The following is a 19,571-nucleotide window of genomic DNA, read 5'->3' as shown; positions in this document are numbered from 1 at the left end:
CGGTGCCGGACCGATCATGCGCGTTTTGAGATAAATCCGGTATAGCCCAGCAGCTTGTCCAGCAAATTGGGGAACAGGACCCGGTAGACCGCCAATGTCACCGCGCCGCAGCCCGCGACGTCGGCGGCGAGCAGCCAAGCCGGCTCCAGATTCGGCGGCAGCATCGCGTGGACCAGTGCGACGCAGGCGAGGCAGGCGGCCCCGGCGGTCAGGCCCGGCATCAGTAGGGCAAGCGCGCGTCCCGCCGGCAGCGCCAGCGCCGACACGACGAGCCCAAGGTGCAGCAGCATCGACACCAGCGCCGACGCCGCCACCGCCGCGACGGCGGCGGTCAGGCCGAAGGGCAGGGCGGCGGCCAGCATCGCCCCCCGCAGCAGCAGTGCGGCGGCCTGGATGCGCACGCGCGTCTCGAGACGCAAGGCCGCCTCGGCGACCATGGCGAGGGTGTGCGCCAGCACGGTCGCCGCGCCCGCCACGCACAGCCACGGCGTCAGCGCCGCCGCCTCCGCCCATTGCGGGCCGAGCGCGACGGCCACCAGCTCCGGCCCCGCCAGGGCCATGCCCGCGCAGATCGGCAGCACCGCCGCGCCGGTCGTCTCGATCAGCGCCATGCCGCCCCGGCGCAGGCGCGCGCGGTCGTCACGGCTCTGGCTGAACCCCGTCAGCGCCACCCGCGTCACCGCGTTGACGATCAGCTCGACGGGCAGAAACACCAACACGTAGACGCGGTTGAACCAGCCGAGCGGCGCGGTGCCGAGCACGCCGCCGATCAGCGCCTGCGGAAGCTGCCCGCTGAGCAGTTCGAGCACCGAACTCTTCGACAGCCCCTCGCCGATCGGCGAGAGGACCCGCGCCGTCGGCACGATCCCCAGCGATGGACGGTGACCGCACAGCCAAAGCCCCAGCGCCAGCTGCACGAGGCTCTGTGCCCACTGCCCGGCGACCAGCGCGTGGGATCCCCATCCGCTGACGGCGGTCGCCACGGCAAGCGCGCCGTTCGCTGCCAAGCCGGCGACATCGATCGCGGCCAGGCTCGCGAAGCGGAGGCGGCGGCGCAGCAGGCCCCGCGCCACCGCCGAGACTGCCATCAGGATCGTCACCGGCGCCAACAGCGCCAGCGCCGCCGCGATGTCCCCGGCCAGCGGGGCCGCCGCAAGCGCCAGCGCCGCCAGGAGCAGGGTCAGCAGGACGCCCCCGACGAAGGCCGTCTGGTAGCGCGCCGCGATGGACGGGTCGGGCATGTCCGCCGGCAGCACGACGGACTTCTCGATCCCGGCCCCCAGAACGTCCGTCACCGGGCGCAGGACGACCAGCGCGGCGATCACCACGCCGTATTCGGCGGGCGAGATCAGCCGGGCCAGCACGGCGATGGCCCCGGCCTGAAGGACGGCCGCCAGGGCCGTCGCCGTCAGCGTGACGCGGACCCCTTGTATGGTCTTCCCGGCGAGCGTCATGGGACGGGCCATGGGCCGGACTGCGTCACGGGCGCGCGCTGCCGGCGCTGGCGGAGGGGGCGCTGGCGGACGGGATGCTGTCGTAGCGGAGGTTGAATTCGTCCAGCGCCTCCGGATCGCCGCTCAACAGGCGCCGCAGCAGCGCCTCGGCCCCGTGGCGATGGGCGAACAGCGTCGTCTCGCCGGGGTCCAGCCGCCAGTAGAGCATGACCTGTTCCTCGAAGGCGGCGCGGGCGGGCGGTTCGAGCCAGTCCTGGAGGCCCCAGCCCTGGATCAGCCGAAGCTCCATCAGGTCGGGATGGTACGGGCCGGTGAGCACCGACATGTGCCATGCGCTGGCGGCAGCCGTGGGGCGGCCGGCGCGGTATTCCGCGTGGGTCAGGCGCGCCCAGACATAGGGGTCGGCCGGGTTCGCCGCCACCGCGGCGCTCAGGCCGGCGACGGCCGCCTCGACGCTCGCCGCCGCCGGCTGGCCGGTCCGGACGGCGTGGTCGGCGGTGAGAAGGCGGGCTTGGCCGGCAAGGCTGTGGGCCATGGGCGACCCGCTCATCCTTGCAGCACCGTCGAGCAGGGCGGCGACATCCCTCATCTCGTCCGGCCTGATCCTGTCCTGATCGATGGCGTCCGGCGCCTGCGCCCGGCTTTTCCGCTGCGCCTCGCCGATGGCCGCCTGCCCGATCAGCGTCGCCGTTTCGGCGTACAGGCGCGGCACGGCAAGGCCGATGGCCAGCAGGCCGAGCGTGACGCTGACGAGGGCGGAAACGAGTTTGGGTCCGTGCCGGGGAGGGCGAGACGTGCTGGGAGGCATGGCCCTGTATACCGCTTCGCGCGAGCAAGCGCGCCTGCAATTTGCGCGGCGATGTATACGGGGCAGGGTTGGGCCGGAACCGATGCGCCGTGTCACGCGAAAGACTTTCGATCCAACACTCCCCCATGATAGGGTGCGCCCGCTCTTCCGCAGTTTTCGGTCGTGCCGTGCAGCAATCCTCGACAATTCAAATGGGCGCCACGTCCGGGTGCGGCCTCTCCCCCGACATCGCCTGGTCCGATCACCGCATCCGCTTCTTCACCAAGCTGGTCACAGGCAAGCGCGTGCTGGACATCGGTTGCGTGGAGCATGACCGGGAGAAGTTCAAAAGCCCGTACTGGGTGCACCGGGCGCTGACCCAGGCCGCCAAAAGTGTCGTCGGGCTGGACTATGACGAGGCGGGCGTCGCCTTCCTGCGCGAGAACGGGTTCAACGTCCTCATCGGCGATGCCTGCGACTTCGACCTGGGGGAGACGTTCGACGTCATCGTCGCGGGCGACGTCATCGAACATCTCGACAACACCGGGGGATTCCTTAAGTCGTGCCGCCGCCATCTGAGCCCCGGCGGAATGCTGCTCGTGACCACGCCCAATCCCTGGTACTGGCGGCACATCGCCAAGGCCGTGGTGCGCGGGCGGGTGCAGAGCAACGTCGAACACGTCTGCTGGATCGACCCCGTGCTGCTGGGCCAGCTGGCCGCGCGCCACGGGTTCGCCCTGCGTGAGGACGAAGTGGAATACGGCACGCGCGAGTGGTTCAACCGCATCCTGCCGCTGCCCACGATGGTCAAGCACTCGACCTATCACGCCATCCTGCGGCCGGCGTAAGGGGTCCCGCGCCTACAGCACGACGGTGCGCCGGTTGGTCGCGCTTTCCACGGCGGCCAGCGTCAGGCGGGTGGTTTCCAGCAGGCAGGCGACCGGGATCGGCATGGCCGCGCCGTCGCGGCAGGCGGCGATGAAGGCGGCCATCTGGGCGGCCTGCCCCTTGCCGCCGCCGATCCGGCGCGTCTTCGGCTTCGCGGCGCCCTCGTGCACGGTGACCGTCTCGAAATTGTCCATCGTCACGGTGCGGCCCTGGCCGAAGACCTCCAGCCGCTCCTTCGGCGTGGTGCTGCCGCCCTGGGTCAGGTAGAGCAGCGTCCCGGTCGAGCCGTCCGCGTAATCGACCACCACCGACAGGTTGTCGGTCTCGTCGCCCATGGCCGCGCCGGTGCCCGTCGGGCGCAGACGCGACGCCGTGACCGCCACCGGGGACGAGCCGGTCAGGAAGGCGAAGACGTCCAGGAAGTGTCCGGCCTCGCCCACGAACCGCCCGCCCTCCTCGGCGGAGCGCTGCCACGCCGTGGGGTCGAGCGCGCCGGCGTGGACCCGGAAGACCATTGCCAGGGGGCCGGCCCCGGCGGTGAAGCGTTCCTTGACCGCCGCGATGCAGGGGGAGAAGCGGCGGTTGAAGCCGACCAGCAGCCGCGCGCCGCCCGGCGCGCTCCGCGCCGCCTCCTCGACCAGCGCCGTGCCGGCCGCGTCGATGGCCAGCGGCTTTTCGACGAAGACCGCCTTGCCCGCCGCCAGCCCGGCCGCGACCAGCCGGGGGTGGGCGGCGTGGCGGGTGGCGATCACCACCGCGTCGATGGCCGGGTCATCCAGGATCGCCGCGCTGTCGGCGCCATGGCGGGCGAAGCCGAACTTGCGGGCGGCGTCGGCGGCGGTCAGGCCGCTCGCCGTGGCGACGGCGGCCAGCCGGACGCCGGCCATGCCCCGCAGTGCGGGGAACAGCATGCTGCTGGCGTAGTTGCCGGCCCCGATGGCCCCGACCGCGACCTCCCCCGTCCGCGTCTGGGCAGGCACGGCAGGGGCGGCGGGCGTTTCGGCCGTCGCCTTGTCCGCGTGCCGGAACAGCGCGCCGAGGCCGGGCAGCCGCCCCTCGCGCAGCGCCTCGTAGGCGGCCACCGCCTCGGTGAAGGGGAACTCCGCGCCGACCAGCGGCAACGGATCGACCGCCCCCGACGCCGCCAGATCGAGGAAGGCCGAAAGGTTGCGCCGCTCGGTCCAGCGGACATAGTCGATGGGATAGTCGATGCCCCTCGTCTCGTAGGTCGGGTCGTAGCGCCCCGGCCCGTAGGAGCGGGAGAAGCGGACCTCCACCTCCTTGCGGAAGCAATCGACGTAGGGCAGGTCCAGCTTGGTCTTGCCAACCACCACCACCCGGCCACGCTCGCGCGCCAGATCGACGGCCAGCTCCAGTGGGCCGTTGCCGTCGCTGGCGGCAGTCAGGAACACGCAATCGGCGCCCACCCCGCCGGTCATCGCCCTCAGCGCCGCCTTGGCCGAGGCATCGTCCGGGGACACCGCCTTGCGCACACCATGCCGCTCGGCCAACCGGCAGCGCTCCTCCGACGGATCGACGCCCAGGACCGCCACGCCCGACGCGCGGAGCAGCTGCGCCAGAAGCTGCCCAACCAGCCCCAGCCCGACCACGCAGGCCGTCTCGCCCAGTTGCAGGCCGCCCTGCCGCAGGCCGTGCAGCGCGATGGCGCCCAGCGTGGCGAAGGCTGCGGCCTCGTCCCCCAGGGCCGGCGGGACGGGCACGGCGAGGTTCTTCGGCACGAAGACGATCTCGGCGTGGTTGGCGAAGCCCGCCCCGGCACAGGCGACGCGCTGGCCGACGTGGAACTCCTCCGCCCCGGCCCCGACCGCCAGCACCGTGCCCGACAGCGCGTAGCCCAGCGGCGTCAGGGAATCCAGGCGGTTCATCACCTTCTGATAGGCCGCGCGCATCCCCTGCTGGCGCACCGTGTCCAGCACCTTCGCGACCTGATCCGGGCGGGCGCGGGCCTTTTCCAGCAGGTTCATCCTGGCCTCGCGCACCTTCATGCCCTCGGTGCCCGGAGAGATGACGCTGATGGCGGTCTTCACGAGGATGCCGCCGTCGCGCAGCGCGGGGGATGCGACCTCGCGCAGTTCGACCGCGCCGGACCGGTAATTCTGGCAAACCTGCAACATTGGGGGGAAAGCTCCGGTTCGGAACGGGTATCGCTGAACGGGGATCAGTGCACGGCGAAGCGGTCGCGCAGCACGGCGACGATCCGTTCCGCCGCCCGGCCATCGCCGTAAGGCGACACGCCGCTCGCCATCGCCGCATAGGCCGCGGGGTCGGACAGCAGCCGCGACGCCTCGGCGTGGATGCGGTTCGGGTGGGCGCCGACCAGCCGGGCGACCCCGGCGGCGACGGCCTCCGGCCGCTCGGTCACGTCGCGCAGGACCAGCAGCGGCTTGGCCAGCGCGGGCGCCTCCTCCTGCAGACCGCCGGAATCGGTCAGCACCAGCGTGCAGCGTTTCAGCGTCGCGCAGAAGGCACGATAGTCCAGCGGCGCGCACAGATGCACGCGCGGCGTACGGCCCAGCGCGTCACGCACGAGGCCGGAGACGTTCGGGTTGGGATGCAGCGGCCAGATCACCTCGACGTCCGGGAAGTCGGCGACGATGCGGGCGACCGCCGAGCAGATCCCGGCCATCGGGCCGGCGAAATTCTCGCGCCGGTGGGCGGTGACCAGCAGCAGCCGCCGGCCGGCGGGAACGGCGACGGGCAGCGGCAGGTCGTCCCGCGCGGTTTCCAGCAGGCTGTCGATCACGGTGTTGCCGGTCACGGCGATCCGCTCGCCGGCGATCCCTTCGGCCAGCAGGTTGCCGCGCGCTTCCTCGGTCGGCGCGAAATGGATGGACGCCACCATCGAGGCGGCGCGGCGGTTGAACTCCTCGGGGAAGGGGTTGTCCATGTCGCCGCTGCGCAGGCCGGCCTCCACATGGGCGAAGGGAATCCGGCGGTAGAAGGCGGCCATGGCCCCGGCCAGCACCGTGCTGGTGTCGCCCTGCGCCAGCAGCAGGTCGGGCGCGACGTCGGCCAGCACCCCGTCCATCGCCTGGAGGGCGCGCGCGGAGAAATCGGCCAGCGACTGGTCGTGCCGCATCAGGTCGAGGTCGAGATCGGGCGTGATGCCGAACAGCGGCAGCACCTGATCCATCAATTCCCGGTGCTGCGCGGTGGCCACCACGGTCAGGTCGGCCCACGCTTCCCGGCCCAGCCGTTGGATGACGGGGGCCATCTTGATCGCCTCCGGCCGGGTGCCGATGACACAGACGACCTTTCGTTGACTCTCCCGCAAATCCGTCTCCAGAAGGCCAATGCACGGACCGATAGCGGCTCCTTGGTATCGTGATATCCGAGCGCGTGCAATCTACTCCGGCAAGCGTGATCGCTTGTCACTGGCGCAGCTCTGTTCTAATCAGGATACGCACTGCACCAAACCGTGGGCTCGATTCGTTGACGGCTCGTTACGCTCATTTTTATGTCACGGCCTGCGTACTCGCGGTTGCGCCGCTGCCGCTCGGTTTGAATCGGCCCTTGTCCTGGACCATCGCCATCTCCGTGCTGGGGTTGCTGGGTCTCGTCTGGCCGCTCATCCGGCAGCGCAGCGTGATGCCGCCGACCCTGCCGCTGGCGCCCTTGTCGCCGGCGTTGATCCTGTTCGCGGGAGTGCTGCTGTGGGCCGCCGCGCAAGGCTGGCCGGGCCTGCCGGCACACTGGGCGCACCCGCACTGGGCGCACCCGCTGTGGGCGGTGGCGCGGGACCACGGCGTTGCGGGCGCCAACACCGTTTCCATCGCCCCCTACGCCACGGGGACCGGGCTGCTGCGCCTGACCGGTTATGCGCTCGTCTTCTGGCTGGTCCTGAACCACGCACTGTCGCGGCGCCGGGCGGAGCGGTTGCTGGACATACTGGCGGCGGCGGGCGGCCTTTACGCGCTCTACGCCCTGGTGGTCCACCTGTCCGGGGCCGAGACAATCCTCTGGTACCGGAAATGGGCCTATGAGGGCTATCTGACCGGAACCTTCGTCAACCGCAACAGCTACGCGGCGTTCGCGGGCCTCAGCCTGCTCTGCGCCCTGGCGGCGGTCGCCCGGCGGCTGGAAGGGGAACGGTTGCGCCCGGCGGTGCTTGTGCGGCACCTGAAACGGCGCACCGCTCTGTTCGCGCTGGTCGCCGTCCTCATCGCCCTGTCCCAGCTGGCCTCGGATTCCCGCGCCGGGATCATGGCGACGCTGTGCGGGCTGATCGTGTTTGCCACGGCGCTGGCGGCATCGCGCGGCGGGCGGGCGCGTCCCGGCGCCGTCGCCGGCATCGCGGCGCTGTGCCTGCTGTTCATCGCGGCGTGGGGCGCGACGGTCTCCCTGTCCGAGACCATGGTCGAACTCGGCTCCGACCGCCTGCAGGTCTACAGGCTGGCGCTGGGCGCGCTGGCCGAGCGGCCGTGGCTGGGGCACGGCCTCGGCGCCTTCCCGCATCTCATGCAGGAGTTGCGCACGCCGGCGCAGAACACGGTGTGGACCGAGGTTCACAACACCTACATCGAACTGGCGCTGGAATTGGGCCTGCCCGCGGCGGCGGCCTTGCTGGCCGCGCTGTTCTGGCTGATCCTGCGGGTCATGATCGGATTGGCCCGCCAGCGGGACGCACGCATATTCTGTGCTTTGGCGCTGGCCGGCACGCTGCAGATCGCCCTGCATTCGACCCTCGATTTCGTCGCGCAGATTCCGGCCGTCACCTTCCTGTGGATGGCTCTGCTTGGTTTGGGCGTCGGCCGGGCGGAGGTCAGGCGGTCTCGGTGGTGGGCGCAGGAGAATGGCGGCGTGGCGCGCGAAAATTCCTTATCCCAGGCGGCGCTTTCATGACGGTTCCGCGCGACGCAATGCCGCCCGTGACGGCGTGGCTTCTGGACCGGCTGAAACCGGTTCCGGCCGGCGTTCCGCTGCCCCCGGACATCGCCGACCCGGCGGTCCAGCGCATGGTCCTGGACATGATCCAGCATCATCGCGTCGCCCTTACCCTGTCGGGCGACGTGAAGGACGACCTGTCCCTACCCGAGACGTTTCGCGATGAACTGGCCGCCTTGCGCCGGCGTCGCGGCACGCGTCTGTTGCGGATGGCGGCGGAGCTTGGAAACATCGGAAACACCCTGTCCGCCGCCGGCATCCCTCATGTCGCGCTGAAGGGGGTGGCGGTGGGCGCCCTGCTGCACGGCGGCGTCGCCGCCCGCGATGCCCTGGACCTGGACGTGCTGATACCGCGCGACGCGCTGGAGGATGCGCCGGCGGCGTTGGCTCCCCTGGGTTTCACGCGGGTCCTGTTTCGGGAGGATGGCCCCGACAACCCCCATCCGCCGCCCGTGTCGATCTTTCGCGGCCCCACCTTGCCGGCCCCGCTGGAAGTGCACGGCGAACTCGCCGACGACCCGCGCCTGTTTCCGCTCGACCGGCCGTTCGACATGGCAGTCGAACTGCGCATCGGCCGTCACGGCGTGCGGTCCCTGTCGCGCGAAGCGGCGGTCGTCTACGCCGCCTTCCACGGCTGGAAGCATTTCTGGGAACGGATCGTCTGGCTAACCGACATGGCCGCCGCCGCCCGGCATCCGGAGATGAATTGGAACGTCGCTCTGGATCTGGCGCGCCGATTGGGGTGTGAGCGGCATCTGGCGCTGGGTGCGCTGCTCGCCCACCGTCTGCTGGACGCGCCGCTGCCCGAACCGTTGGCCGGGGACCAGCGGTTGCTGGACGGGGTGGCCCGCCCGGCGGCGCTCGTCACGCCGTTGGTGACCGCCTGCCCGCCGCTGGCCTCGGGGGTTGCCCAATACCGGATAGGGCTGTCTCGGGCGGTCGGCTGGGACCTGTGGATGCACAGCCGCGTCGCTGCCCGTCGTGCCGTGCTCAACCGCCATCTGCGGCCGACCGCCGATGACCGGAAAATAATACACCTTCCCCCACCACTTTATCCACTTTACTACGGTGTGCGGATCGGCCGGATTCTCATGCGGACTCTGGCTTTTCACGCAAAGGGAGAATTCTGAACGGGCGGGCGTGCCGTGTGTCGCAAGACCCTTGACTATTCAAGAGTGCGTTTGCCATTCAGACAATACGTGGTGGTGGTGATGGTCGTGAATTTGCCGCCGTTTTGCGAGTGCGGATCGGCTTGCTTCTCATCATTGTGGCGCAAATGAACGGCAGGGATGTATCTCGATCCACCTCTTGGGCAGGAAAGTGGTTTCCATGACCATGGTGCCGGATGACACGGCGGCCCAAGCCGCAACGTCGAACTCCGTGAGCCGGGACTTTGGGCGCGGCCGTCAGCTCTCGCAAGAACTGCTCATTCTGTGGTTCGAACTCGTCAACGTCGCCTTCATCATTCTCGCCGCTTCTCTCGCCTACGAATTCCGGCACGACACCCTGGTGCCGCCCAGCGCCTACCTGCTGCCGATCCTGCTGGGGGCCCTGGCCTTCGCCGGCGCGGCGCGCGCCTTGCGCGTCTATCATGTGCGCAATCTGCAATCCGGCCGGAACGGGGCGGCGCGGCTGTTCGGGGCGTGGGTGATCGCCTGGAGCATCGTTCTCGTCGCCTGCGTGATCAGCAAGACGGCGGAGGGGTATTCCCGCATCTGGCTGGTCCTCTGGCTGATGCTGGGCCTCGGCCTGCTCGCGCTCGCCCGCGCCGCCCTGCACACCCGGCTGAGCGGTCCGGGGGCTGCGGAACGGCTGCGGGAACGGGTCATCGTGATCGCGTCCTTGCAACGCCACCGGACGTTGGAGCCGCTGTTGGCCCCGTTCAATCTGCACCTTGTGGAGACCTTCCCGGTCGAGCCGGGGAATGGCGCCGATCTGGCCTCGGCGGTGGCGCGGGTTCGTTCCCTGTGCGCTGAACAGTCCATCGACCGGGTGCTTCTGGCCCCCGCCCTCGACGACGAGGAGCAGATGGAGGCCTTCACCGAGGCGACGCGCTTCCTCCCGCTGGAAGTCGCGATCCTGCCGCCGAACACGACGTTAAAGCGGGCCTCCGTGCTTCACGACCTTCCCGTCGTGGAGGTCGTCGCCTGCACGTCGCTGACCGCGAACGACCGTCTTCTGAAACGGGTGTTCGACTTGGTCGTGGGTGCTTGCCTGCTGGTCGGGCTGATGCCGCTGATGCTGCTGATCGCGCTGGCCGTCAAGCTGGACAGTCCGGGGCCGGTCCTGTTCCCGCAATCGCGCGGCGGCATGGGCAGCGCCCACTTCACGATGCTGAAGTTCCGCTCCATGCGCTGGGCCGACTGCCGCGCCGGAACGGTGAAGGCGGCGCAGCGCGACGATCCGCGCGTCACCCGCGTGGGCCGGCTGCTGCGCCGCACCAGCCTCGACGAGCTGCCGCAGCTGGTCAACGTCCTGCGCGGCGAGATGTCGCTGGTCGGCCCTCGGCCCCACGCGGTCGAGCATGACGCCGCCTTTTCCGAAGCGGTGCGCGAATACATGGTGCGCCACCGCGTGAAGCCCGGCATGACCGGGCTGGCCCAGATCAGCGGCGCCCGCGGCGGTGTGGAAACGCCGGAGGGGCTGCGCCGGCGGATCGACCTCGACCTCTGGTACATCGATCACTGGTCCTTGTGGCTGGACCTGATGATCCTCGTGCGCACACTCTTTCATCTCGTTGGACGGAGCGTCTATTGACCCTGACGCTGCTGAAGCCTGAAACCCGGCCCGAAACGCTGGACGACGTCCTGCCGGGGCCGGAGCGGCTCGATTTCTTCGACGCGCCGCTCGACCCGCTGACCATGGACGACATTTTGGGCCGGGCCGAGCGGGCGATCGTGACGCGCGCCTCCATGGTCCATGTCTCGCTCAACGTCGCCAAGCTGGTGAACATGCGGTCGGACCGCCAGCTGGACGACGACGTGCGGCTGGGCGATATCGTCACGGCCGACGGCATGGGGATCGTCTGGGGCGCCCGGATGCTGGGCCTTCCGGTGCCGGAGCGGATCGCCGGTGTCGATCTGATGGACCGCCTTCTCGGCCTGTGCGCGGAGCGCGGCTACCGCCCCTTCATCCTGGGCGCGGAGGAATCCGTGCTGCGGCGGGCGGCGGCCAACCTGACCGACCGTCACCCCGGCCTGCACTTCGCGGGCTTGCGCAACGGCTATTTCCGCGTGGACGAGGAGGAGGGCATCGCCCGCCAGATCCGGGACAGCAAGGCGGATTGCCTGTTCGTCGCCATCTCCAGCCCAAAGAAGGAGCGCTTCATGAAAGCGCACGGCCCGGCCATGGGCGTGCCCTTCGTGATGGGGGTCGGCGGCGCCGTGGACGTGGCGGCCGGGCTCGTCAGCCGCGCGCCGGTCTGGATGCAGCGTTGCGGCCTGGAATGGTTCTTCCGCCTGTGCCAGGAGCCGCGCCGGATGTGGAAGCGCTATCTGGTCACCAACGCGGTGTTCGGTTTCTGGCTGCTGGGCGCCCTGATACGGCGGCGTCTGTCCGGCCTGTCCCCGTGGGGCGGGAAGCGGACGAAAGAATGATCGTTATGCGATATTCCCGTCCTTCGTTGACACCTCAGGTCATCTTCCTCATTGTCGCTCGCGGTGTGCGAAAGGCCCAAGGGCCCGGCATTCCCGACACCTTCTCCCATCGGACCGATCGATGACGCACGCGCTTCCCCACGGCGACACACGGCAGGGCTTCGCCCGCGACTTCCGGGTCCTGTTCGGCCTCCAGCCCATCCGGATTCTGAAGACGCTGTGGCAGCGCCGGTGGACGATCCTGGGTGTCTTCCTGCTGTCCGTCGGCATCGCCTGGGGGATCCTGACCCAGATCACGCCGACCTACACGGCGTCCACCAAGGTCCTGATCGAAGGGCGCAAGACCCGCATCGTCGATCTGCACGAGGTGCTGACCACCTTGCAGCCGCAGATGGCGACCGTGCTCAGCGAGGTGGAGGTGTTCAGCTCCGACACGCTGGCGCGCCGCGTCGCCGACCAGCTGAACCTCTACAAGGATCCGGACTTCAACCCCAGCCTGCGGCCGGCGGAGGAATCCCGCCTGGGCGGCGCCGTGATGCAGATGATCTCCGACGCGGTCGCCACGGTGATCGGCAGGCCCGACGCCGTCGAACTGTCGCCCGAGGAGCAGGACCGCCTCATGCGCAATGCCGTGGTTGCCCGCGTGCGCGCCGGCCTGACCGTTGAGGCGATCCGTCAATCGCTGGTGATCCGGCTGACCTACCGCTCGCCCGATCCGGCGCGCGCCGCACAGCTGGTCAACGCCTACGCCGAGGCCTACATCGACCAGCAGCTGGAGGCCAAGTTCGAGGCCGTCCGGCGCGCCTCGATTTGGCTGAACAGCCGCATGTCCGACCTGCGGGCGACCGTGCTCGAAAGCGAGAGCGCGGTCGAGGCCTACCGCAGCGCCAGCGGTCTGGTCGGCGCGCGCGGCGGGCAGCTGGCCGCGCAGCAGAAGCTGACCGAACTCAACAGCCAGCTGGTCATCGCCAAATCCAAGCGCAGCGAGCAGGCCGCCCGCGTGGCGCGGGTCGAGGCCACGCTGCGCAGCGGCCGCAACATCGACGCGCGCGACGAGGTGCTGAGTTCCCAGCTGATCGCGCGGCTGAAGGAACAGGAAGCGACCCTGTCGCGCCAGATGTCGGAACAGGGTTCCCTCTACGGCGCGCGGCATCCGCTGCTGCTAAAGACCCAGTCGGAACTGGCCGACATCCGCCGCAAGATCGACGGCGAAATCCAGACGCAGATCCAGAGCCTGCGCAACGAGCTGGAGGTTCTGCGCGAGCGTGAGCAGGCGCTGGACGCCGAGGCGCGGGCGCTGGAGGCCAAGGTCCTCGACCAGAACAAGGCGGAAGTGCGGCTGCGCGAGTTGGAGCGCGAGGCCCAGGCCAACCGCGCCCTCTACGAGACCTTCCTGTCGCGCGTGAAGGAAACCGGCGAGCAGGAGCAGATCCAGCAAGCCGACGCCCGCATCATCTCGCAGGCGGAGCCGCCGCGCGCCCCGTCCTCGCCCAGGCGCACCTTGATCCTGCTGCTGGCCGGCATCGTCGGCCTCGTCGGCGGCTCGGCCCTGGTCTTGGTGCTGGAGCATTTCGACGCCGGCATCCGCACCCGCGATCAGCTGGAGGCCGCGCTCGGCCGCACCGCGATCGGCATGATCCCGGAGATCGGCCGCCGCCTGAGCGGCAAGCGGACCGAGGACTATATGGTGGACAACCCGGCCTCCGGCTTCGCCGAGGCGTTCCGGATGCTGTGGTTCACCATGAAGCATCTGCGCGACCGCAAGGCGCCACAGGTGCTGCTGGTCACCTCGTCCCTGCCCAACGAGGGCAAGAGCCTGACGGCCCTGTCGCTCGCCCGCACCTGCGCGACGCTGGGCATGAAGACGCTGCTGGTGGACGGCGACGTCCGGCGGTCCACCATCGCCAAGAAGATCGGCATGGAGGCGACCTGCTCGATCATCGACCTTCTCGACGGGACGGCCGCGCTGGCCGACGCCGTGGCCCGCGATCCGCGCACGCCGCTCGACGTGCTGCCCGGCCGCAGCGCGCGCAATTCCGACATCGACCTGATGGCGCTGTCCAACGGGGCGGAGGCGCTGTTCGCCAAGATGCGCGAATCCTACGACCTGATCGTGGTGGACAGCCCGCCGGTGCTGCCGGTCGCCGACGTCCAGATCCTGGCGCAGCACGCCGATCAGGTCCTGTTCTGCGTCCGCTGGGACAGCACGCCGCGCCAGACCGCCCAATCGGCGTTGCAGATGCTGAGCGAGGTGTGCGGCAACATCGGCGGCGTCCTGCTGACGCGCGTCGATCTGCGCCGCCATGCCGGCTACGGCTACCACGACGCCGGCTATTACTATTCCCAGTACCGGAAATACTACACCGAGGCGTAACGGCCCAGCCCTTCAGCCCCACCTTCTCAACCAACGCATCCGGCGTCGGCCGAGGGGCTGAGCAGGTCCGCGATGCCGCGGTCCGCCGGTGCGGTCACGCCGCCCTGCGTCACCCGCAAGGTGCTGCGCCCGCCGCCCTGCGGGACGATCCGGACCTGAACGCCGATCCGTTCCACCAGCGTCGGCACGTGGCTGATCACCCCGACCTGCCGGCCGGTGGCCTGCAACGTCTCCAGGCAGGACAGCGCCAGATCCAGGCTGTCGGGGTCGAGCGTGCCGAACCCCTCGTCGATGAACAGCGTTCCGATGCCCTCTCCGCTCCCGCCACCGGCCATGGCGGACAGCCCCAGCGCCAGGGCGAGCGAGACGAGGAACATCTCGCCGCCGGAAAGGCTGTGAACCCCGCGCCGCTCGTCGCCCATCTCGCGGTCCACCACCCGGATTTCGAGGTCGGCCCCGGCCACCCGCTCCAGCCGGTAGCGGCGCGCCAGATCCTCCAGATGCCGGTTAGCGTGCACGAGCAGCATGTCGAGGCTGAGGCTCTGCGCGAAGTTCCGCATTTTCTGCCCGTCGGAGGAGCCGATCAGCCGCGCCATGCCGGCCCACAGCGCGTGGGTCTTCCGTTGCGCCTTCACCTGATCCAGCACGGCGGCCAGCCGGCCCCGGTTCTCCGTGTCGGCGCGCAGCCGCGCCCGCGCCTCGCCCAGCCGGCCCCGCGCCTCCTGCAACGCCTGGGCCGCTTCGACGACGGCGGCCCGCGCCTCCTCCGCCGTGGCGGCCGGCGAGCCGGCTGCGTGGTGCTCGCCGCGCAGCCGCGTCCGTTCCGCCGCCAGCAGGGCCGCGTCGCGCCGCGCCTGATCCAGCGCGGCTAGCGCTTTCTCCTCCGCCATCAGCCAATCCTCGCTCCGGGCGAGATGAAGGCGGGCCTCGTCCACCGCAACGCCGCGTTCGGCCGCCGCCCCGCTCAGCGCCGCGTCCGCCGCCTTGACCGCGTTGGCGCAACGTTGGGCCGCCTCGCCGCGCGTGGCGAGGTCCTGTTCCGCCGCCGACAGGCGGGTGGCCGCGTTCTGCCGGGCCACGGTCGCCTTGTCCACAAGGGCCTCCGCCCGTTGCCGGGCCTCCGCCAGCTCCTGTTTCACCGCGGTCACGGTTCGCCCGCCGAGCAGGCCGGCACGCGTTTCCCGCAACGCGCCAAGCCGTTCGACTAAGCCGTCCAGCCGCCGCCGCGCCGCTTGCTCCGCCTGCCGGGCGCCCTCCAGTTCGGCGGCCTTGGTGGCGCAGGTCGCGGCCAGCGTGTCCCCGTGGCGAACGGCGCGCGCGTATGCCTCCCGCTGGTCCAGGAGCTCGGCCACGCGCCGCGCCGTCGCGCTGCGGAATCCCTCCGGATCCGCGTTCAGCGACGCGTCCCAATCCGCCACCCCGGCGAAGGGCGCCGCCAGTTCCGCCAGCGCCTCGGCCCGGTCGCGCGCCGCCCGGTCGCGTTCCACCACCGCCAACGCCTCGGCGTGGCGGGCCGCGTCGCGCTGCCTCGTCCGCGCCTCGATGGTCCGCGTGACGTCGGCCAAGGCAATCTCGCCGTCGCGCCGGTCCTTCGCCGCCGCGTCCAAACGCACCTTGTGATCCAGCGCGGCGGCCTCGTCTCGCGCGACCTCGGCCAGTTCCGCCTCGACCACCGCCAGTTGGGCGGCCACCGCGTCCGGTTCCGGCCGTTCCGGCAGATCCAGGCCGGCTGCCCGCTCCGCCCAACGGCGCCCGGCGCCTTCGCCGTCGTCGCGCAACGCCGTTAAACGCGTGTCGAGAAAGGAAACCCGCTCGCGCGCCGCGCGGGCCGACGCCTCGTGCCCGCCATGCTCCTTGACCAGCGCGGTCACCTTGGCGCGAAGTTCCGCGACCCGCTCCTCCTGCGCGTCGGCAAGGCGCGCCAGCGGGCCGCTGCCGGTCGCCCAGGGGTGATCCGCCGACCCGCAGACCGGGCACGCCTCCCCCTCGACCAGCTGCGTCCGCAGCGATTCCACGTCGTCCCGGCGAGCGAGATGGAAGCGGCGCAACGCCCCTTCCGCCTCCACCAGCGCCGCCTGCCGCCGATCCAGCCGCGCCTTCGTCTCGGCGGCCCGCGCGTCTCCGGCGTCCGCGGCAGCGGCCTGCTGCCCGCGCTCGCTCTCCGCTTCGGCCTGCTCCCGTGCCAGGCGGGCCGCCGTCTCGGCAATTCCCGCCAAGGCCGACAGCGTGTCGCGCCGGGCGGTGAGGACGCCCCGGCGCCGGCTGACTACGTCCAGGGCCGCCATTGGCTCGGCCTGCACAGCGGCCTGTGCGCGCTCAGCCGCCTCGTGCCGGATCCTGGCTTCCTCCAACGCCGGGCCGAGCCGGGTCAGTTCCGCCTCGTGCTCCTGCAACTCGATCGCGCAACGCCGAGCCTGCGCCCCCGCGTTGCCGTGTGTCCGCGTCGCATCGCGGTGGCGCACCAGCACCGCGTCCCAGCGCGCCCACTGCTCCGCCACCGGTGCGAACGGCGCCTGTCCGGCCAGCCAGCGCTCCCGCTCGGCCGCTTCCCGCCTTGCCTTGCCGAGCGCCTTTTCCAAACTCCGCCAATCGTTTAGCAGCGTTGAGGTGCGTTGCTCGGCCTTGTATGCCTCGCTCGCCGCATCCGCGTGTTCCGTCGCGAGCGTCGCGATTTGCTGATCGAGCGCGACCGCGCGTTCCAAATCAGATTCAACGGCGGTCTGCGCCAAACTGGCGGCCTCGAAAGCCCTGCGGGCGTCCGCGTGCTGGGCGGTGGTCTGTTCGACGACCTGCCGGGCCTCGGCGACCGACGCTTCCGCGCGCGTCAGCGCATCCTGTGCGGTCGCCGCCTCGCGCGAGCAGCGATCCGCCTCGGCGAGCAACGGCCGCAGCGGGTGCAGGCGGCGCAGGAACGCGGCCTCCCGCCGGCGGGGCTCTGCGTCCAGCCAGACCCGCTCCGCCTCGGCTGCCTGACCGGCCGCCTCGGCTTCCGCCCTGGCCAGTTGGGCGTCCCGTTCGTGCCACGCGACGGCGGCACGCGCCGCCTCCAGGGCGCCTTCACCCTGCCGGACGCTTCCTTCCATCGTTGCGGCGTCCGCTTCCAGCAGGGCGCGCTCGTCGTCGCCCAGCACGCCGATCCCGGCGCATTGCGCCTCCAGCGCCTCCAGCGCCCGCTGCTCGGCCCCCCACCGTTCGTGCGCGGCCTTTGAAAGGCGCGAATAGATTTCCGTGCCGGTCAGCAGTTCCAGCAGCGCCGAGCGTTCCTTAGCCGGCGCCTTCAGGAAATTTGCGAAATCCCCCTGCGCCAGCAGGACCGCCCGCCGGAACTGTTCGAAGTTCAAGCCCAACCGGCCGGCGATCTCCTTCTGCACGCTCGTCTTGCCGTCGCCGAACCGCTTGGCGCCGTCCAGGCTGGACAGGCTCATGGCCTGATCTTGCAGTTTCCCGCGCGCGTTCTGCCGCGCGCGCCGCAACTCCCAGCGGGCGCGGTAGGCGGCTCCGTCGATACCGATGAAGTCCACCTCGGCCCAGCAGGCCCCGGCGCCCCTGCGCAGCACCGTGCGCACGTCGGTCGTGCTGATGACATCCGGGTCACCCTCACGGCCGAGCGGCACGCCGCGCCCGTCGGGCAGGCGTGGCATCCGGTCGAACAGCGCCAGACAGAGCGCATCGAGGATGGTGCTCTTGCCCGCCCCGGTCGGGCCGGTGATGGCGAACAGGCCGGCCTGGCGCAGGGGGCCGTGGTCGAGTTCCACGGCGAAAGGTCCATCGAGGCTCGCCAGATTGGCGCCGCGCACCGCGAGAATCCGCATCACGCACCCTCCTGCACGGTGGCGACAAGCTCATGAAAGGCGGCGATCAACGCCGGATCCGGCTCTCCCTCATGATGCTTTCCATAAAGCCGCCGGAACACATCCTCCGGGGCCAGTTCCGCCAGATCGGCGAGCGGTGCGGCCTCGGCCAGAGTCTCGCCGCTGCCGGTCGCGCGGACCGCCAGCTTCACCAGCCGGACCGGCCGTCCGGCGAGAACCGCCGCAACCTCGTCGCGCAGGGTGGGGCGGGGCTCGGCCAAGGCCACCGACACCTCCAGGAACGGCCAGGCGTCGCGCGGCAACGCGGCGTCCAACTCCAGGCCGCGCAGGGTGTCGAGCACCTCGTTCGGCGCCGCGAACCGCCCGCCGCCGGGCACCCGCCGAACGGCGACGAAGCGCGGCACCCGCAACGCGTCGTGCCGGACCAGCCGGCCGTCCTCGAACTCGGCCAGCACGACCTGATGCAAGTAGGACTCCTCGTCAATGGCCAGCGGGATCGGCGAACCGCTGTAGCGCACACGCTCCCGGCCGCCCACCGCCTGCGCCCGGTGCAGATGGCCCAGCGCCACATAGGCGGCGTCCTCCGGGAAGATGTCCACCGGCAGGGCGTGCAGGTTGCCGCCCAGAATCTTGCGCTCGCTCAGTTCCGACAGGGCGCCGCCTCTCATATAGCAGTGGCCGGTCAGGATCAGCGCTTCTCCCGGCCGCACCGCGCGCCGGCCGGCCTCGACCGCGGCGGCGTAGACGCGCCGCACGCCCTCGATGAAGGGATCGGCATCCTCGGCCGCGTCGGTCATGGCCGGCAGATCGGCGGGGCGCAGGTACGGAACCGCGACGCAGCGCGCGGCCACCGAACCGTCCGCGTCATGAAGCGGCACAACCAGCCGGTCCGCCTCGAACGCGCCGTCCTCCGCCACCGGCAGCCCGCCAATCACGCAAACCCCCATCTCCGTCAGCAAGGGCGAGGGCGCCTCCAGCCGGCTGCCGCTGTCGTGGTTGCCGGCGATTACCACCACGTCCAGCCCGGCCCGTCGCGCTTTGGCCCGCGCGAGGAATCGGTAGAACTGGCGCAGCGCCGGAATGGGCGGGTTCTGCCCGTCGAAGACGTCCCCCGCGATCACCAGCGCATCGACCGCCTGCTCGTCGATCACCTCCAGCAGCCAATCGAGGAAACGCGCGTGCTCATAATCGCGCGCGATGCCGTGCAGCGTCTGTCCGAGATGCCAGTCGGCGGTGTGGAGAAGGCGCATGGGACCGGGGAACCTGACAAGGAAGGGAGCCCCACTTTACGAAAGAGGCCCCCGAAACGGCCCCTCCGAAAAAAGCGCCAAGGAGTGAAAAAAGCGCTTGCTCGCCTGAAGGCACCCGCCTATAAAGCGCCTCCCGACGCGACGGCCGCCAACGAGGCGGCGACGACGCGAGGGAAGCAGAAGGCAGGACAAAGCGTTCAAGCCTTTCGCGGTTTCTTGGACAAGTAGATACCGTGTTGTGAGAAGGGATGCGCAGGCGGCGGTGTTTGGTGCCGCGTCGCGGACCGGTCTCCTGGTTTGGGGATTGGCATTGCGGTTGCCTGAAGCATCCTGATCTATGCAGCAAGAGACATCAGTTTCGAAAGCTTGGGTGAGGTTGCTTTGCGGCGACCACGTCGAGTTGGGCTTCGGCCCGATTTGAACCTGAGAGTTTGATCCTGGCTCAGAACGAACGCTGGCGGCATGCCTAACACATGCAAGTCGAACGAGGGCTTCGGCCCTAGTG

12 protein-coding genes and 1 rRNA gene are annotated in these 19,571 nt (G+C 70.4%); 7 read left to right on the top strand and 6 right to left on the bottom strand.

What is annotated here, in order from left to right:
* Window positions 1–14: 14 nt before the first annotated feature.
* The gene (locus J2852_RS28455; protein WP_209882226.1) at window positions 15–1,466 is read right to left on the bottom strand and encodes an oligosaccharide flippase family protein; all 1,452 of its coding nucleotides are present in this window, start codon (window positions 1,464–1,466) and stop codon (window positions 15–17) included.
* Between the two features lie 13 nt (window positions 1,467–1,479).
* Complete coding sequence (locus J2852_RS28450) at window positions 1,480–2,262, bottom strand: hypothetical protein (RefSeq protein ID WP_209882224.1); 783 nt, start codon at window positions 2,260–2,262, stop codon at window positions 1,480–1,482.
* Between the two features lie 191 nt (window positions 2,263–2,453).
* Here J2852_RS28450 and J2852_RS28445 point away from each other — a divergent pair, with 191 nt between their 5' ends.
* Window positions 2,454–3,089: a class I SAM-dependent methyltransferase gene (locus tag J2852_RS28445; protein WP_209882222.1), complete on the top strand. Its 636-nt coding sequence runs from the start codon at window positions 2,454–2,456 to the stop codon at window positions 3,087–3,089.
* Between the two features lie 12 nt (window positions 3,090–3,101).
* Here J2852_RS28445 and J2852_RS28440 read toward each other — a convergent pair whose 3' ends face one another.
* A complete protein-coding gene (locus tag J2852_RS28440; protein ID WP_209882220.1) occupies window positions 3,102–5,264 on the bottom strand; it encodes a bi-domain-containing oxidoreductase in 2,163 nt (720 codons plus the stop codon).
* Between the two features lie 44 nt (window positions 5,265–5,308).
* Window positions 5,309–6,424: a non-hydrolyzing UDP-N-acetylglucosamine 2-epimerase gene (gene wecB, locus J2852_RS28435; protein WP_281418493.1), complete on the bottom strand. Its 1,116-nt coding sequence runs from the start codon at window positions 6,422–6,424 to the stop codon at window positions 5,309–5,311.
* Between the two features lie 239 nt (window positions 6,425–6,663).
* On the opposite strand from wecB, the gene J2852_RS28430 reads away from it, so the two are divergent.
* The 5 genes from J2852_RS28430 (at window position 6,664) to J2852_RS28410 (ending at window position 14,004) form a co-directional block, all read left to right on the top strand.
* A complete protein-coding gene (locus J2852_RS28430; protein ID WP_209882216.1) occupies window positions 6,664–7,992 on the top strand; it encodes an O-antigen ligase family protein in 1,329 nt (442 codons plus the stop codon).
* Window positions 7,989–9,164, top strand: coding sequence for a nucleotidyltransferase family protein (locus J2852_RS28425; protein ID WP_209882215.1), 1,176 nt, complete (start codon window positions 7,989–7,991; stop codon window positions 9,162–9,164). The genes J2852_RS28430 and J2852_RS28425 overlap by 4 nt, the downstream gene beginning before the upstream one ends.
* A 199-nt stretch (window positions 9,165–9,363) precedes the next feature.
* A complete protein-coding gene (locus J2852_RS28420; protein ID WP_209882213.1) occupies window positions 9,364–10,791 on the top strand; it encodes an exopolysaccharide biosynthesis polyprenyl glycosylphosphotransferase in 1,428 nt (475 codons plus the stop codon).
* Window positions 10,788–11,630 carry a WecB/TagA/CpsF family glycosyltransferase gene (locus J2852_RS28415; protein ID WP_209882204.1) on the top strand — a complete coding sequence of 281 codons (843 nt, stop codon included), beginning with the start codon at window positions 10,788–10,790 and terminating at the stop codon, window positions 11,628–11,630. The genes J2852_RS28420 and J2852_RS28415 overlap by 4 nt, the downstream gene beginning before the upstream one ends.
* Window positions 11,631–11,751: 121 nt before the next feature.
* Window positions 11,752–14,004, top strand: coding sequence for a GumC family protein (locus tag J2852_RS28410; protein WP_209882202.1), 2,253 nt, complete (start codon window positions 11,752–11,754; stop codon window positions 14,002–14,004).
* Between the two features lie 26 nt (window positions 14,005–14,030).
* Here J2852_RS28410 and J2852_RS32165 read toward each other — a convergent pair whose 3' ends face one another.
* On the bottom strand, window positions 14,031–17,816 hold the full coding sequence (locus J2852_RS32165) for an AAA family ATPase (protein WP_209882200.1): 3,786 nt from the start codon (window positions 17,814–17,816) through the stop codon (window positions 14,031–14,033).
* A complete protein-coding gene (locus tag J2852_RS28400; RefSeq protein WP_209882199.1) occupies window positions 17,816–19,066 on the bottom strand; it encodes an exonuclease SbcCD subunit D C-terminal domain-containing protein in 1,251 nt (416 codons plus the stop codon). The genes J2852_RS32165 and J2852_RS28400 overlap by 1 nt, the downstream gene beginning before the upstream one ends.
* A 419-nt stretch (window positions 19,067–19,485) precedes the next feature.
* On the opposite strand from J2852_RS28400, the gene J2852_RS28395 reads away from it, so the two are divergent.
* Window positions 19,486–19,571 (top strand): 16S ribosomal RNA (locus J2852_RS28395); the annotation flags it as partial.

This window comes from Azospirillum soli (assembly GCF_017876165.1).
Taxonomy (GTDB): Bacteria; Pseudomonadota; Alphaproteobacteria; order Azospirillales; family Azospirillaceae; genus Azospirillum; species Azospirillum soli.
The sequence above is the reverse complement of the archived record's forward strand: the minus strand, read 5'-3'. Positions and strand labels throughout refer to the sequence as shown.

What these genes read in the sequence shown, in the direction of transcription:
- J2852_RS28455 (WP_209882226.1), bottom strand. Translation starts at nt 1,466, where the DNA reads ATGGCCCGTCCCATGACGCTCGCCGGGAAGACCATACAAGGGGTCCGC.
- J2852_RS28450 (WP_209882224.1), bottom strand. Translation starts at nt 2,262, where the DNA reads ATGCCTCCCAGCACGTCTCGCCCTCCCCGGCACGGACCCAAACTCGTT.
- J2852_RS28445 (WP_209882222.1), top strand. Translation starts at nt 2,454, where the DNA reads ATGGGCGCCACGTCCGGGTGCGGCCTCTCCCCCGACATCGCCTGGTCC.
- J2852_RS28440 (WP_209882220.1), bottom strand. Translation starts at nt 5,264, where the DNA reads ATGTTGCAGGTTTGCCAGAATTACCGGTCCGGCGCGGTCGAACTGCGC.
- J2852_RS28425 (WP_209882215.1), top strand. Translation starts at nt 7,989, where the DNA reads ATGACGGTTCCGCGCGACGCAATGCCGCCCGTGACGGCGTGGCTTCTG.
- J2852_RS28420 (WP_209882213.1), top strand. Translation starts at nt 9,364, where the DNA reads ATGACCATGGTGCCGGATGACACGGCGGCCCAAGCCGCAACGTCGAAC.
- J2852_RS28410 (WP_209882202.1), top strand. Translation starts at nt 11,752, where the DNA reads ATGACGCACGCGCTTCCCCACGGCGACACACGGCAGGGCTTCGCCCGC.
- J2852_RS32165 (WP_209882200.1), bottom strand. Translation starts at nt 17,816, where the DNA reads ATGCGGATTCTCGCGGTGCGCGGCGCCAATCTGGCGAGCCTCGATGGA.
- J2852_RS28400 (WP_209882199.1), bottom strand. Translation starts at nt 19,066, where the DNA reads ATGCGCCTTCTCCACACCGCCGACTGGCATCTCGGACAGACGCTGCAC.